Below are 13,589 nucleotides of genomic sequence, written 5' to 3'. Positions count from 1 at the left end.
CAGGCGTCGCGCCCGTGTCCGTCGCCGGTCCCAGATCCGCGCGTCCGGGGCGTCCGGGGCGGCCCGCGTCCGAAATCGGGTGGCCCCGGTGGCCCCGAAGTCGGGTGGCAGCGGTGGCTGCCGATCGGATCGAGGGGGCGCTGGTCGTAGTGCTCGGCGTGCAGAGGAACAACCGTCCGGACTCGACCTCCGAGACCACGACGCCGACGTGCATGCCCATGTTCCTGTCCCGCGCTTGTTGGCCCAAACCTACCGTGGCTCATCCCCTGGCTGCGCGGCGCGCGAGGCTCACGAGCTTGGTGAAGAACCGTGAGGTCTCCATCAGCCCGTGGTTGCCGTTGGTGACGATCGCGACGGCGAGGTCTCGATCGCGATCGCCGAAGCCGAGCGAGCAGAACGCCCCCTGGTGCCCGAAGCACGCGCTGGTGCCCCACATGCCGTACGCCGAAGGCCAAGGCGTGCCGACGACGAACCCGCGGCCCACCGCGAACGGCGCGCGGTTGCTCCGGTCGAACCCGAAATGCGCCCGCGTGGTGTACCTGCGGAGGATCTCGGGGCGCACGGCCGGCTCGCCGCTCTGCGTCGGGCACCCGCGCAGCACCCAGGCGTAGAACTCCGTCAGCGCGCGCGCGTTGGTCACCAGCCCCGCGCCCGGGAGGACGGACGTCGCGACCTCCTCGCGGGTGTGCCGCTCCTCGAACACGAGCGAGAGATCCTCGCCTGCGACCACCGTGCGGCGCGTGGACAGCCAGTAGGTGTGCGCCAGCGCGCGCGCGCGTTCGCTCGACACGCCGAAGACGAAGTGATCCAGCCCCAGCGGGCGCGCGATCTCGTCGCGCACGAAGGCGTCGAACGTTCGGCCCGTCACGCGTCGTACGACCTCGCCGAGGATCCACCCGAACTCGTAGGGCATGTACGCGAAGGTGCCGCGCCGGTACCTGGGCGCCGTGGCCACGAGCTCGGCACACACGCCGTCCCAGTCGGGCCAGCGCTCGGGCGACTTGATCAGCTCCGGGGTGAACACGCCGGCGCGGTGGGTCAGGACGTCGAGGACGGTGAGCTCGGCCTTGCCGTTGGCCGCGAACTCGGGCCAGTAGCGCGCGACCGGTGCGGTCGGATCCAGCTCACCGCGGGACTCGAGCATCGCGATCGTCACGGCCACCACCGGCTTGCTCACCGAGAACACGAGGAACTCGCTGTCCGAGGTGACGGGGACGGCCGGCCTGCCCTCGTTCGCGCGGAACCCGCGCAGCACGCCGACGGCCTCGTCGACCACCAGGCGGCCCGCGCGGCGCACGGCGAGCTGGCCGCCCGGCACGAACCCGCGCGCGCAGGCGTCGCGAAAGTGCTGGACCAGCCGGGCGACCCGGCGGGGATCCATGTCGGCGTCGCGCGGCGCGCTCGAGCTCAACTCGGTCATGCGGCGCCGAGCGTAGCTGGAAACCCCCTCGGGATCGGGCGAGCCTGGCGTCAGTGACATGACGGACGACGAACAGGACGTGCCGATGCGAGCCGCCTTCCGCGATGCGGCGACGGCGCGTGGCTGGATCGACGACACGAGGATCAAGCGGCCGTTTCGGCCGAACTGCTTCGCCGCGTTCTGCGCCGCGCCGGTGGCAGGCGAGCGGAGCCCCGGGCGATCGTCAGAGGGTCACGAGCAGCTCGGCCAGTTGCTCGAACGTCTCGCCCATCCCGTCGTACGACCCGAGCGCAGCGTCGAGCGCTTCCTTCGAGGCATGGAGCTCGTGCATCACGACCAGCGTCTTGCCGCCCTTCTCCTCCAAGGTCACCGTGCTCACGGCCCCACCCTCGCCACCTTCGTCATTGGTCCAGACGAGGCGCGCGTGCGGCGTCACGTCGAGGTACCTACCGAAGAACGCCATCGGCTCGGGGCCACCGACGTCGAACTCGAGGCGGTACCCGCCCCCGACGCGAACATCCATCTCGCAGGAGCGCAGCTTCAAGCCAGCCGACTTCGGCAGCCACCACCGCTTGAACAGCTCGGGCTTGGTCCACGCCTCGAACACGAGGCGCGCCGGGCCGTCGAAGGTGCGCGTGATGACCATCTCACGCTCCGACCTCCGTTCCACGGCCGTGGGGTTCTTCGTCGCGGTGGGCTCACTCTCACTGCTTGCGTCCATCGGTCATCTCCTTGAGTTTCAGTTCCTCGAGAACCTGGTCCAGCTCGTCGAAGCGTGAGGCCCAGCGCTGGCGGTACCGCTCGATCCACGCGGTCTCTTCCTCCAGCCGGCGCGGGCCCAGCTTGCAGGTCCGCACGCGTCCGACCTTCTCCGTGCTGACGAGCCCGGCCTGCTCCAGGACGACGACGTGCTTCTTCATGCCCGTGAGGGTCATGTCGAACTTCTGGGCGAGCTCGGTGATCGACGCGTCGGCACGTCCCAGCTGCTCCAGCACGCCGCGCCGGGTGGCGTCCGCGATCGCGGCGAACGCGGCGTCGAGGCCGGGTCTCTCAAACTGAACCATATGGTTCAGTATATAACGCAGGGCCGGCGACATGGCAAGGAGCGTGGTCGTGGCGCATCACCCGAGCATCGTGGCCAGGCCCACGGCCCAGGGCGCGCGCGTCCCGAGTCCGCGGTGACCCGAGGTAGAACTTGTCCATGGCGATAACGATCGGTCGCGTCGAGGGGCTGTACCGATATCCGGTGAAGTCGATGCGGGGCGAGGCGCTCGATGCGGCGCGGCTGGGCTGGCACGGGCTCGACGGCGACCGGCGCTTCGCGGTGCGGCGGCTCGCCGTGGGCGGTCCGATGCCGTGGCTGACCGCGAGCCGCCTGCCCGAGCTCATCCACTTCGCGCCGTGCGGGCGCGACGACCGCGGCGGCGAGCCGCTGCCGACGCACGTCCGGACTCCCGAAGGCGACGAGTGGCCGTTGCTCGGCGAGGCGCTCGCTGCCGAGCTGGGCCGCCGGCACGGCGCGCCGGTCGAGGTGATGCACCTCGGCCACGGCATCTTCGACGAGACCAGCGTCTCGGTCATCACCTCCGACACCAGCCGCGCGCTGTGTCGGCTCGCCGGCGTCGAGCCCGACGTGCGCCGGTTCCGGCCCAACATCGTCGTCCGCGCCGAGCGCGCGGTCCCCCTCGAGGAGGACGACTGGGTCGGCGGCGTGCTCACGTTCGGGGAGGCCGCGGATGCGCCGGCCGTCACCGTCACGATGCGCGACCTCCGGTGCGTGATGGTCAACCTCGATCCCGACGGTGGCCCGCCGGCGCCCGCGATGATGAAGGCGGTGGTGCGGGCCAACGCCAACCACGCCGGCGTCTACGGGACCGTCACCCGCACCGGCGCCCTCGCCGTCGGTCAGCCGATCGTGCTCCACCGCCCCTGAGCCGCGACCGCGCCTGGCGCGGCCACTTGCTGTCGGCGCGCCGCCCTGGCGACCGATCGCTACGGCGGGCCGATCAACCCGCGGAAGACCACGCCCGGCTGGCCCCGCTGCCAGGAGACCCCGCTGACGATCACGTCGGCGGCGTTCTCGTCGACCTTCCAGTAGATCACTCGCTCGGCGTCGCCCAGCGCGGGCAGCGTGGCCTGGAAGGTCGGATCGGGGCGGATGTCGGCCATCCGCATCGCGTTGCGATCGCGCTCGTCGCGGGTGTCGATGATCGGCGCCCGGCCGATGCGCGCGGCGAGCTCGTCGGGCCCCACCCCGTCGGCGAGGGCGTCGCCCAGGGCCGCCTCGAGCGACGCTGGCACCGGCCTGGTCTCGGACTCTCTCATGTCGGGTGATCTCCTCGCGTTGCTGCAGGCGAGCGCGCCCGCGATCGCGATCGCTAGCGCGACTCGCATCAGAAGGTGATCCCGGTGGCGGTGTTGCCCGCGATCGGTACGGGCGGTCTTGCCCGGGCTACCGCCGCTCGCGACGCCGACCTCGCTCGTCGCCTCACCACGTCCGTCGACGTCCCGCATGCCGCATTGTACGCCGCGCCGCTCCTCCCCGTTTCCCTGCCGGCGGCGAAAACCGCGCTCGACGTCCCGTTCTCCACGACGCCGGAGGACGGGCTTGCAGCTGTCGCAGGTCACCGCGTGGGTGTGAGTCGATGGGTTGCTACTCGGTGATGGGGCGTAGATCGAGTCGTTGCATCTGTGAGTCGATCTGCTGCATCTATTGCTGGCGGTTTCGGCGCGCTGCGCGTGGTAGGAGGGCCTATGACGCGCTCATTGACGACCGCGGTGCTCGCGGTGTGGATCCTCACCGGATGTGGACCGCGTGCAGCGGAGGTCTCGGCTCCTCGACGCGGGGCGCCCGCGCCAGCGGCGGATGCGCCACCCGCCCCGCCGGTCGCGCCGGCCGGCGATGCGCCGGCGTTGCCGGCGGTGTCCCTGCCGGCCGAGGCGAGCGCGTCGCCGCCCTACCGGTACGAGTTCGGCGTCCGCGTGCCGATGCGCGACGGGATCACGCTCGGCGCGACGCTGTATCGCCCGATGACCGACACGCCGGGCCCGGTGGTCTTCGTGAAGACGCCGTACAACGCCCACGGCTACCACCGGTGGGCGACGTACTTCGCGACGCACGGCTACACCACGCTGCTCGTCGATGCGCGCGGCCGGGGCAACTCGCAGGGCACGTTCCGACCGAGCGAGGACGACGGCCGCGATGGCGCCGACGTCGTCGAGTGGATCGCCGCGCAGCCGTACTGCAACGGCAAGGTCGCCATGTTCGGCGGCTCCTACGACGGCTTCGGGCAGTGGGCCACCGCAAAGCATCGGCCGCCGCACCTCAGCACGTTCGTCCCGACCGCGTCGGTGCGGTTCGGGTTGGACTTTCCGCTCGCGTGGAACGTCGGGATGCCCTACACGATCCAGTGGCTGTCGTTCGTCGCCGGTGCCTCGCTGGCGGGGCCGGTGTTCGGCGACAACGACCGCTGGCGACAGGTCACGGCCGCGTACTGCGCCGGCGCACCGTTCCGTCACCTCGACGCGCTGGCGGGCAACACCACGACCGTGTTCGCGGAGTGGGTCGACCATCCCACGTTCGACGCGTACTGGCGCGCACGCGCGCCGAGCGCCGATGAGCTGGTCAAACTGGACATCCCGATCCTGACCATCACCGGGCACTACGACGACGACCAGGCCGGTGCGATGAGCTACTACCGCGAGCATCTGGCCAGCGCGCCGGCGGCGGCGCGCGCGCGCCACTTCTTGCTGCTCGGCCCGTGGGACCACAGCGGGACCCGGACGCCCGCGACGCCCGTGGGTGGGCTGCCCCTCGGCGAGACGAGCCAGATCGACATCAAGGCGCTCCACGTGGAGTGGTTCGACTGGACGATGCGGGGCGGGCCGCGGCCGACGCTCCTGACCTCGCGCGTGACGTACTACGTGACCGGCGCGGAGGCCTGGCGGCACGCCGACGACCTGGCCGCGATCGCACCGAAGGTCCGGAGCTGGACGCTCGGCTCGACGGGCCGTGCCGACGACGTGTTCCACTCGGGTACGCTCGATGACGCGGGCGTCGCCGGCGGTGTCGCCGAGGATACGCTCGTGCTCGATCCGCGGGATGTGCGGCGGGTCGAGCGCGCCGACGTGGAGGTACCGGTGGTCGACGCCGCCACCGCGACGCCGCCTGCGGGGCTCGCGCTCGTCTACCACTCGGCGCCGCTCACGAGCGATGTCGAGCTCGGAGGTCAGCTCCGGGTCACGCTGCAGGTGGCGCTCGACGTGCCGGACACCGACCTGTCGGTCGGGCTGTTCGAGGTGCGACCGGGCGGGCGCACCGTCACGCTCACCAGCCAGGTCCTGCGCGCGCGACACCGCGATGGTCTCGACCAGTCGACCCTGGTGCCGGCGGGGCAGATCCTCGAGTACCACTTCGCCGCGGCCAACCTGTTCGCCCGGCGCATCAGCGCCGGGAGCCGGCTGCGGCTCGTAGTGGGGCCGCCGCTCGGCACGTCCTTCCAGCGCAACTACCAATCGGGCGGCGTGATCGCTGACGAGACGCCCGCGGTCGCGAGGGTAGGAACCCTCCGGCTGGTCCACGACGACGCGCACGTGAGTCGGCTCGAGCTCGGGGTGATCGCGCCGCCGCCGGCATCGCCCCGACCGCGTCGGTGACGATCGCCGAAACCGGGTGGCAGCCGATCCGGGCGCCCCCGAAACCGGGTGGCGGCCGATCGGATCAGGGGATCGGATCAGGGCCGATCGGATCAGGGGATCCGGGCGCCGCGTGTGCCGCGCGCCGTCGGCGACCGCCACCCGGTTACGGCAGCGACGCGATCAGCGACGCGATCGCGCGATCGCGATCGGCGGGCGCCGGGTGGAACGCCAGCGGGCGCCCGGCCAGGCGGGCGATGAAGTACGCGGCGAGGTCCTTGACCCGGTAGCCGCGGGCGTTGCCGACGGTGGCGTCCTCGCTGCCCTCGTACTGCACGACCTCGGCGCGGTCGAGCAGCGTCCGCAGCGCCGGCAGCGCGGCCGGCCCCAGGGCCAGCAGGTGGCGGCCGGAGGCGCCGACGTCGTCGAGGTCATAGGCGAGCCCCCACGCGTTGGCGGGGAGCCAGCCGCCGCGGACCTGGCCGTAGGTGCGGCCCAGCGCGATCGCGTACACCTCGGCCAGCGCCGGCCGCAGCGCCGGCGCTGGGTAGCCGGGCTGGCGGACGAACAAGATCTCGGCGGCCAGGAAGCGGGCGTGGGGATCGACCATGGGATCGCCGGCCAGCGCGGCCAGCTGAGCGGCGGCGCCCGGGTACAGCGACGCGATCGCGCGGTCGTCGGCGCGCTGGAACAGCTCGAGGTACCCCAGCCGCAGGAGCTGGCGCGCCACCGCCGCGCCGTCGAGCGCCGCGCTGCCGCTGCCCGCCTGTGCGCCGCTGCCGCTGCCGCCGCTGCCCGCCATCGCGCCGCCGCTGCCGGCGGCCGGGCCAGCGTGCGAGCCCGGGCCGTCCCCCGCCGAGCCGGCGCCGATCGGCGGCGCCGTCGGGGCGGGCGCCGCGGGCGCGCGCGCGACGATCCACAGCGCCACCGCCGCGGCGGCGGCCACCGCCACGCCCGCGGTCACCACCCAGGCCCGGCGGCGGCTGGCCACCGCGATCGGATCGACCGCCGGCGTCGCGCGCGGCGCGGCCAGCACCTGGGCCAGCACGTCGGCGCGCGTGGCGTCGGCCAGCGGCGTCGGCGCCGCGCGGACCTGCGCCAGCATCCGGTCGAGGGTCGCGTCGTCGTCGTCGATCATGGCTTCCTCCACGGGCGATCGGCCGCGGCCAGCGCGGTGAGCAGCGCGCGGCGCGCCGCCAGGGCGCGCTGCTTCACCGCGTCGGGGCTGGCGCCGAGCAGCGCGCCGGCCTCCCGCGCGGTCAGGCCCTCGATCGCGGTCAACACGAACGCGACGCGCTGCTCGGGCGTCAGCTCGCCGAGCCACGCGAACACCCGCGCCAGGTCCTGCCGGCTGGCGGCGCGGGCCGCCGGGTCGGGCGCGGCGGCGGCCATCGCGGTCACCGCCGCGTCGTCGAGGTCGAGCGGGCGGCGGCGGCGCGCGCGCAGGTGATCGAGCGCGACGTTGACCGCGACGCGGTGGATGTACGTCGCGACGCTGGCGTCGCCGCGGAACGTGGGCAGCCCGCGGTGGACCTGCAGGAACGTCTGCTGCAACAGATCGTCGCGCTCGGGCACCGGCCCCACCAGCCGGGTCAGCCGCGCGTACACGCGATCGACGTGCTGGTGGTACAGCTGCGCGAACGCGTCGCGATCGCCGGCCTGGGCCCGGGCCACGGTCGGATCGATCGCGGGTGGCGGATCGGGGTCGGGGGCCACGGCCACCAGCGTCATACCCCCATAGACGCCGGCCGCTCGCGAGCGGAAGGCGAAATCGCCAGGCGGCTCAGGTGGACGACGGTATCGTGGAGATCGCGAGCACCTCGCAGCCGTGGGGATGGCCGAGCGCACCGTCCGCGCCGCCCCGCTCAGGGGCGCCGGACGAGGCCACCGGTGGCGGCGACGCGCCGGTTGGCGCCGGCGCGGGTGGCAGCGCAGCTGGCAGCGCGGGCTGGCGCGGCTACGGCTCCTGCATCGCCAGGTCGAGCGTGCAGTCCATGAACGCCTTGCACGTCGTCGTCGGCAGGCACTTGTCGCGATACCAGTCGACGGTCCGCTGGCTGCGCGCGCAGGCGGCGACGCCGTCCTTGTCGGGCGACGCGGCCATGCGCTGCGCCTCGGGGCCGAGCTCCTCGCCGACGCAGCGTACGTAGCGTGCCGCGGCCTGCTCGCAGATCTGCTGGTTGGCAGCGCTCGGCGCCTTCGAGCCGCACGCCGTGGTGACGGCGGCGACGACGAGCAGCGGGGCGAGCGCGATGCGGCGACGATGGCGACGCGGAGGGTGCGGCATGGCTGGGCGTCGCGATACTCGCACACGCGCGCGCCGAAACCGGGTGGCCGAAACCGGGTGGCCCCGAAACCGGGTGGCAGCCGAAACCGGGTGGCAGCCGATCGGATCCCCGAAACCGGATGGCCCGAAACCGGATGGCAGCCGATCGGATCAGAGGATCGGATCAGGGCCCCCCCGAAACCGGGTGGCAGCCGATCGGATCCCCCGAAACCGGGTGGCAGCCGAAAGGTGGCAGCCGAAACCGGGTGGCAGCCGATCGGATCAGAGGGAGGTTCTGGAGCCCTTCGGCTTGGCCTTGGTCTTGGCCTTGGTCTTGGCCTTGGCCTTGGCCTTGGTCTTGGTCTTGGCCTTCGGCTCCGGGGATGGCGCCGAGGCCGCCTCCGCGACGAACAGCGCGGTGTAGACCGCGGGGCTATAGTCGTGGCCGAGGAACGTCACCTGCGGTCCGGCGACGAGGGAGATCGCCCTCGCGAAGCGGTGCAGGATGTCCGGTTCGCCGGCACAGTGGTAGGTGCCGTCGCGCAGCGTGTGCACGTGCAACATGCTCGCGATCACCTCGCGGCGGCCCGGCTTCGTCTTGATCAGTGATCCCTCGGTCCAGGGGCCCCGGTGCGGCGCGAGGCTGAATGCGTAGCCGCCGTCGCGGCCCAGCTGCGCCATCGTCTGTTTGAGCTCGGCTCTCGTGGGCCAGCGCGACGATCGGCGCTGCGCCGCGGTCAGCCTGGCGAGTCCGCGCTTGACCTCCGCGATCCGCGCCAGATCTGCGCGGTGGTCCTTGTCGTCCGCGCCGTACTCGCGGATGGCTTCGGCGTGCGCGTCGGCATCGAAGTCGTGGACCGGCACAATGTGAGAGGTGACCCCCATGGGCCGGTAGCTTGGGGGCGCAACCACGCCGCGGCAACCCTGTTGAGCAAGCATGCGCTGGTCCCTCGCGCCGGTTGAGGTCGAGGGCGGAGCCGAGCCGTTGCACCGCCGGCTCCGGCCCTGGTACGCGATGACGCTCCCCCTGTTCCGGGTGGCGGCCGATCGGAGCGCGTGATCGAGGGCGCGCGGGCTACAGCGCCACGCTGAGGCCTAGCGTGAACGCGACGAACTCGCCCGGGCGCACGGGGAGCGGATCGATGAGGTCCGGGGCTGGCGGGCCGGGGGGCCCACCGCTGGTGAACGGCGTGCCGAGGCGGGCGCTCACGATGACGCGCTGGAGCTGGTATTGCCCGCCCAGCGTCACCAGATGCCGATGGTACTGGGGCGCGTCGCCGGTCGACCCGAACATCGAGTACTCGATGGTCGCGGCGGCGCAGCCGGCCCGCGCGCCGATCGCCAGATCGAGGTGGTAGCTCGAGATGATCTCGGCGGCGGTGCGATCGAGCGGCGCGTCCAGGCCGGTGTCGAGGCGCGCCGTCCACGCACCGCGCACGAACGTGGGTGCCACGGCCAGGCGCAGCCGGAGGGGCTGGCCCCACTGGATCCACGCCAGGTCCGACGGCCGGCGCGCGCGCACCACGCTCAGCGCGGCGAGTGGGTACTCCGCGCGCGGGAGCGTGGGGACCGACACGCCGAGGCGTCCGGTGATCGCCCCCCACGCCGTGCGCAGCCGCTCGAACCCACCCACCTCGGCGCCCGCGAGCCTCGTGGTGCGGTCGTTGAAGGGCGGCCGATACGTCTCCCGGACGCCACCGAGGCGTCCGTAGCCGCCAGCGCCGCGCGCGACGACGTACTGCGCATCGATGTGGATCCCGCTGGCGTCGATGCCGCTGCGGGCGGTCTCGATGTCACCGGTAGCGAGCTCGACGTTGACCTCGGAACGAATCCCATCGGGCGCGAGCGTCGTGAAGCGTACCGGCGCGTGCGGCGCGGGGCCGTCGGCGTGCGCTCGGTCCGCGCCGAGCACGACCAGCGCGAGCGACAGCAGCTGCGCGCCGCCGCGCGTCGTCGAGCCGCCGGGGCCCCGAGGCGCTCGCTTGCTGCGGCGGCGACGTGGTCGGCGGCTGCGGCCGTCGGCCCCTGGTCCATTCGGTCGGGGCGACGGCGGAGATGGGGAAGTGGGCGGCGGCGACGTCATCGTAGGGCGGTCAGCGAGCGTCATGGTGCCACGCGTATCGACCGCGCGTGGTCGTGGTTGCCGATGATCACGATCCTGGGCTGCGACGCGCTCCGCCGGCCGAACAGCGCGCATCGAAGCGAGCCTCGAACCTGCGTGGCAGCCGATCGGATCCCCGGCGCTACAACGACTCCATGGCCTCGATCCGTCGGTTCTGCTGTCGGCGCTACAACGACTCCATGGCCTCGATCCGTCGGTTCTGCTGGCGACCGTCGGGGGTGTCGTTGGGCGCGATGGGCCGCTCGTCACCGTAGCCGACGGCCTGGATGCGGCTAGCCTCGATGCCCTTCGCGACGAGGTAGGCACGGACCGCGTCGGCGCGTTCTTGTGACAGCCGCTTGTTCTTCTTCTTGCTGCCGACGTTGTCGGTGTGGCCCGAGATCTCGAAGGTGGCCGACGGCTTGTGCGCCATGTACTCGACGACGCTGTCGAGGCGCGCGTGCGAGTCGCCGGTCAGCGTGGCCTTCCCGGTCTCGAACTGCACGTCCTGGAGCACGAACCGCGGCGGGGGCTCGCTTGGCGCCGGCTCGCTCGGCGTCGCCGCCACGATCGGCGGGGCGACCAGGTCCTCCCGCTTGTAGCGCAGCGTGAGCTTCAGGTTGAGGCGCGGCTCGTCCGCGACCGCGACCTGCGCGGCGACGTCGCGACGGCCGAGGCTCAAGTAGATCAGGTCGTACTTCGCGCCGATCGGGACCAGCACCTCCGCGAACCCCTCGGCGTCGGTCTCCCCGGTGTAGTACTTCTCGCCGGTGGGCGCGGTCAGCGAGATGACGATCCCCGCGATCGGCCCCTTGTCCTTGTCGATGACGAAGAACCGGACCGCGGCCTCGGTGTCCGTGGCCTTGAGCTTGGCGTTCGTCGGGCGCGACGATGCGTCGCCGTGATTGATCGCGAACTCGCCCGAATCACGCGCCTTGCGGCCGGGCTTGTCGGGCGATGCCGTTGCGTCGTCGGCCGTTCCATCATCGGCGCGCTCGTCCCCGCTGGCGCCACCGGTTTCGCCGCCCGGCCTCGCGGCACCCGGCGTCGAACCTCCGCAGGCGAGCAGATGCACGGTGAGGATGAGGACGAGCGCTCGGATCATGGTGGGTTCTTCTCGTGACGAGGGTGGCGCAGCTTCACGGGAACGCCGTGGCGACGACCCGAGGGTACCGCACCGCCTCCGCGCGGTCAGCGGTCGGGTGCTGCGCGCGCACCACGTGTGCCGTAGGCGCTGCGGGCATGCTGGCAGGATTCATTGGCTTTCGCGCGGGCTGGCTCGCCGAGCTGCGCTTCGCGCTGACGCGTGCCGGCCCCTGCAGGCGGAGCGATGGGGAATCGAACGCGCTGTTCGAGCGCCACCTATCGGGGGCGTTGTCGGTCCGAGGCGCCGGGCGGCCGCTGCCCGAGGGTCTCGGCGAGGAGCCGCGCCTTCTCCTCGGGGGTGAGCGCGTCGAGGTCGGGCGCCACGGCGGAGCTCACGACCCGGGCCTCCGGCACCTGCCCACGTCCGCCGCGCCCCGGTCGCCGCCGCGCGAACCGGTTGTTGGCGATGAGCTCGTTGACGAGCGCGACGTTCGTGGTGCTGAGCACGCACCGCCCGTTGTCGACGCTCATGGTCAGCGCAGGGTGGTGGCCGGCGCGACGCCACCGCCGCGTGCGCACCGTCGCCACGGCGATCCACGCCAACCCGGCGACCACCACCGTGGCGCCAATGGCGATCATGACCGCCGCGTCGTGCGGCCGCGCACCTGTGCGGTGGATGCCGAGCCCACCGACAATGGCGCCGAGCAGGAGCGCCGACGCCGGCAGGATGATCCCGGTCGGCGTGATCATGGCGTGCCGCGGACAGTCGCCGCACACCGGCACCGGGATCGCCTCGCACCGGATGCGATCCGTGCTTGGATCGTAGAGCTGCGTCCGCGATGTAACCGCGCCGCAACAGACACAGCCCTCACCGAACTTCGGCGCGATGACCCCTGGCGTCACGTTCGCCGAACGATTCTCGGCGAACACCACTGTCTCCATCGAACGACGGTAGCACGGAGGCGACGGCTTCGAATGGATGCGCTCGCGATCCGGCGACAGCCGATCGGATGCCGGCGCTGGCCCGCGTTCAATCGAGGTCAGCGGGGAACAGCGCGTCGAACTGCCGGTCGGTGTCGTCGTCGCGCGCCGACCAGCACTGCCTTCCGCCGGCGGCGACGACGCACGACTGCTCGCTCCGCTGGTCCACGCTCACCTCGGTCACGTCGGTGGCGACCTGCGTGGGCTCGAACAGCGGTCGGCGGCCGGCGTCGTCCGCGAAGTTCCCGCCCCAGCAGGACAGCGATCGATCACTCAGGAGCGCGCAGGTCTGCGCGTCTTGCAAGTACATCCCCTGCGCTGGCGCCGGCAGGCTGACGGCGCGTGGCGTGAGCACGACGCGCCGTGCGACGACATGAGGGTCAGCGACCTGGCCTCGATCGTTGACGCCCCAGCAGTAGACCTGCCCCGCGCGCGACACCGCGCACGCATGGAAGGCCCAGAGCGTCACGCTGGCGATGGGGGGCATCCCGGCGACGCGGGTCGGCGGTGCGATCGACGGGGCCGGTGCGTGGCCGCGGTACCGTGGCACATCTGGGCCGAGCAGGCCGAGGTTGATCCCCCAGCACCACACGTCGCCGTGGACATCCAGCGCGCAGACCGCGTTGCGCGTCGGGGTCATCGCGAGGTCGACGACCCGCGTCGGGATCCGCACCGCGCGGTACGCCTCGACGTCGCGGCGCAGGTCGCCGCTGCCCACGAGCCCCCGCGTGTTGTCGCCACGGCACCCGACGCGCCCCTTGCTGAGGACGCACGTCGTCGTCCCGTCGAGCGTCGAGCGCGTGAGCTCGGGCCGACCGAAGTCTGGCGTCGTGCCCGCGCGCTCGCACGCCGAGAGCGCGACCGCGGCGACCAGCAGGGTTCTCATCATCTGTCCCCGAAGCCGGGTGGCGGTGGCCGATCGGATCGAAGGATCGAGGGCGATCGGATCGAGCGGTCCCGCCCGCGACGCCAGTGCGCCGCTTGCGACCCGCGGTGTGCCCGCGTGACTGTACCGGCCGACCGCCCACGGGTCATGGCGCGGGCGCCGCTTTCGGGCACTCGGTCTCGCCGCGATAGCGTCGGGCGTACTGGCCGACCCG

Annotated in this window: 14 protein-coding genes; 2 read left to right on the top strand and 12 right to left on the bottom strand. The window is 72.6% G+C overall.

What is annotated here, in order from left to right:
- Window positions 1-259: 259 nt before the first annotated feature.
- From IPL61_18015 to IPL61_18005, 3 genes are all read right to left on the bottom strand, one after another.
- On the bottom strand, window positions 260-1,420 hold the full coding sequence (locus IPL61_18015; protein MBK9033137.1) for a beta-lactamase family protein: 1,161 nt from the start codon (window positions 1,418-1,420) through the stop codon (window positions 260-262).
- A 223-nt stretch (window positions 1,421-1,643) separates the two neighbouring features.
- Window positions 1,644-2,141, bottom strand: a complete 498-nt coding sequence (locus IPL61_18010) for an SRPBCC family protein (GenBank protein ID MBK9033136.1) — start codon at window positions 2,139-2,141, stop codon at window positions 1,644-1,646.
- Entirely contained in the window at window positions 2,125-2,484 is a 360-nt protein-coding gene (locus IPL61_18005) for a helix-turn-helix transcriptional regulator (GenBank protein MBK9033135.1), read from the bottom strand. Before IPL61_18005 ends, IPL61_18010 begins: the two co-directional genes overlap by 17 nt.
- A gap of 182 nt (window positions 2,485-2,666) precedes the next feature.
- Between IPL61_18005 and IPL61_18000 the strand changes: the two genes are divergently transcribed.
- Window positions 2,667-3,353 (top strand): MOSC domain-containing protein, encoded by a 687-nt coding sequence (locus tag IPL61_18000; GenBank protein MBK9033134.1) that lies wholly within the window; start codon window positions 2,667-2,669, stop codon window positions 3,351-3,353.
- 59 nt (window positions 3,354-3,412) lie between these two features.
- On the opposite strand, the gene IPL61_17995 is transcribed toward IPL61_18000, so the two are convergent.
- Complete coding sequence (locus IPL61_17995; GenBank protein MBK9033133.1) at window positions 3,413-4,048, bottom strand: hypothetical protein; 636 nt, start codon at window positions 4,046-4,048, stop codon at window positions 3,413-3,415.
- Window positions 4,049-4,174: 126 nt separating this feature from the next.
- Here IPL61_17995 and IPL61_17990 point away from each other — a divergent pair, with 126 nt between their 5' ends.
- Complete coding sequence (locus IPL61_17990) at window positions 4,175-6,076, top strand: CocE/NonD family hydrolase (protein MBK9033132.1); 1,902 nt, start codon at window positions 4,175-4,177, stop codon at window positions 6,074-6,076.
- Window positions 6,077-6,221: 145 nt separating this feature from the next.
- Here IPL61_17990 and IPL61_17985 read toward each other — a convergent pair whose 3' ends face one another.
- From IPL61_17985 to IPL61_17950, 8 genes are all read right to left on the bottom strand, one after another.
- Window positions 6,222-7,193: a hypothetical protein gene (locus IPL61_17985; protein MBK9033131.1), complete on the bottom strand. Its 972-nt coding sequence runs from the start codon at window positions 7,191-7,193 to the stop codon at window positions 6,222-6,224.
- Window positions 7,190-7,786, bottom strand: coding sequence for an RNA polymerase sigma factor (locus IPL61_17980; protein MBK9033130.1), 597 nt, complete (start codon window positions 7,784-7,786; stop codon window positions 7,190-7,192). Before IPL61_17980 ends, IPL61_17985 begins: the two co-directional genes overlap by 4 nt.
- A 226-nt stretch (window positions 7,787-8,012) precedes the next feature.
- Window positions 8,013-8,342 carry a hypothetical protein gene (locus tag IPL61_17975; protein MBK9033129.1) on the bottom strand — a complete coding sequence of 110 codons (330 nt, stop codon included), beginning with the start codon at window positions 8,340-8,342 and terminating at the stop codon, window positions 8,013-8,015.
- A 261-nt stretch (window positions 8,343-8,603) separates the two neighbouring features.
- Window positions 8,604-9,206 (bottom strand): hypothetical protein, encoded by a 603-nt coding sequence (locus IPL61_17970; protein MBK9033128.1) that lies wholly within the window; start codon window positions 9,204-9,206, stop codon window positions 8,604-8,606.
- A 190-nt stretch (window positions 9,207-9,396) separates the two neighbouring features.
- On the bottom strand, window positions 9,397-10,233 hold the full coding sequence (locus IPL61_17965) for a hypothetical protein (GenBank protein ID MBK9033127.1): 837 nt from the start codon (window positions 10,231-10,233) through the stop codon (window positions 9,397-9,399).
- Window positions 10,234-10,609: 376 nt separating this feature from the next.
- Window positions 10,610-11,527: an OmpA family protein gene (locus IPL61_17960; protein ID MBK9033126.1), complete on the bottom strand. Its 918-nt coding sequence runs from the start codon at window positions 11,525-11,527 to the stop codon at window positions 10,610-10,612.
- Between the two features lie 257 nt (window positions 11,528-11,784).
- Window positions 11,785-12,441, bottom strand: coding sequence for a hypothetical protein (locus IPL61_17955; protein MBK9033125.1), 657 nt, complete (start codon window positions 12,439-12,441; stop codon window positions 11,785-11,787).
- Between the two features lie 97 nt (window positions 12,442-12,538).
- On the bottom strand, window positions 12,539-13,589 hold a 1,051-nt coding region (locus tag IPL61_17950; protein ID MBK9033124.1), incomplete at its 5' end, for a hypothetical protein.

This window comes from Myxococcales bacterium (assembly GCA_016717005.1).
Lineage (GTDB): Bacteria > Myxococcota_A > Polyangia > Haliangiales > Haliangiaceae > UBA2376.
Note: the sequence above shows the minus strand (reverse complement) of the source record. Positions and strands in the feature narration are given on the sequence as shown.

Coding starts and splice junctions, on each gene's coding strand:
- IPL61_18015 (MBK9033137.1), bottom strand. CDS start 1,420: ATGACCGAGTTGAGCTCGAGCGCGCCGCGCGACGCCGACATGGATCCC.
- IPL61_18010 (MBK9033136.1), bottom strand. CDS start 2,141: ATGGACGCAAGCAGTGAGAGTGAGCCCACCGCGACGAAGAACCCCACG.
- IPL61_18005 (MBK9033135.1), bottom strand. CDS start 2,484: ATGGTTCAGTTTGAGAGACCCGGCCTCGACGCCGCGTTCGCCGCGATC.
- IPL61_17990 (MBK9033132.1), top strand. CDS start 4,175: ATGACGCGCTCATTGACGACCGCGGTGCTCGCGGTGTGGATCCTCACC.
- IPL61_17985 (MBK9033131.1), bottom strand. CDS start 7,193: ATGATCGACGACGACGACGCGACCCTCGACCGGATGCTGGCGCAGGTC.
- IPL61_17980 (MBK9033130.1), bottom strand. CDS start 7,786: ATGACGCTGGTGGCCGTGGCCCCCGACCCCGATCCGCCACCCGCGATC.
- IPL61_17975 (MBK9033129.1), bottom strand. CDS start 8,342: ATGCCGCACCCTCCGCGTCGCCATCGTCGCCGCATCGCGCTCGCCCCG.
- IPL61_17970 (MBK9033128.1), bottom strand. CDS start 9,206: ATGGGGGTCACCTCTCACATTGTGCCGGTCCACGACTTCGATGCCGAC.
- IPL61_17960 (MBK9033126.1), bottom strand. CDS start 11,527: ATGATCCGAGCGCTCGTCCTCATCCTCACCGTGCATCTGCTCGCCTGC.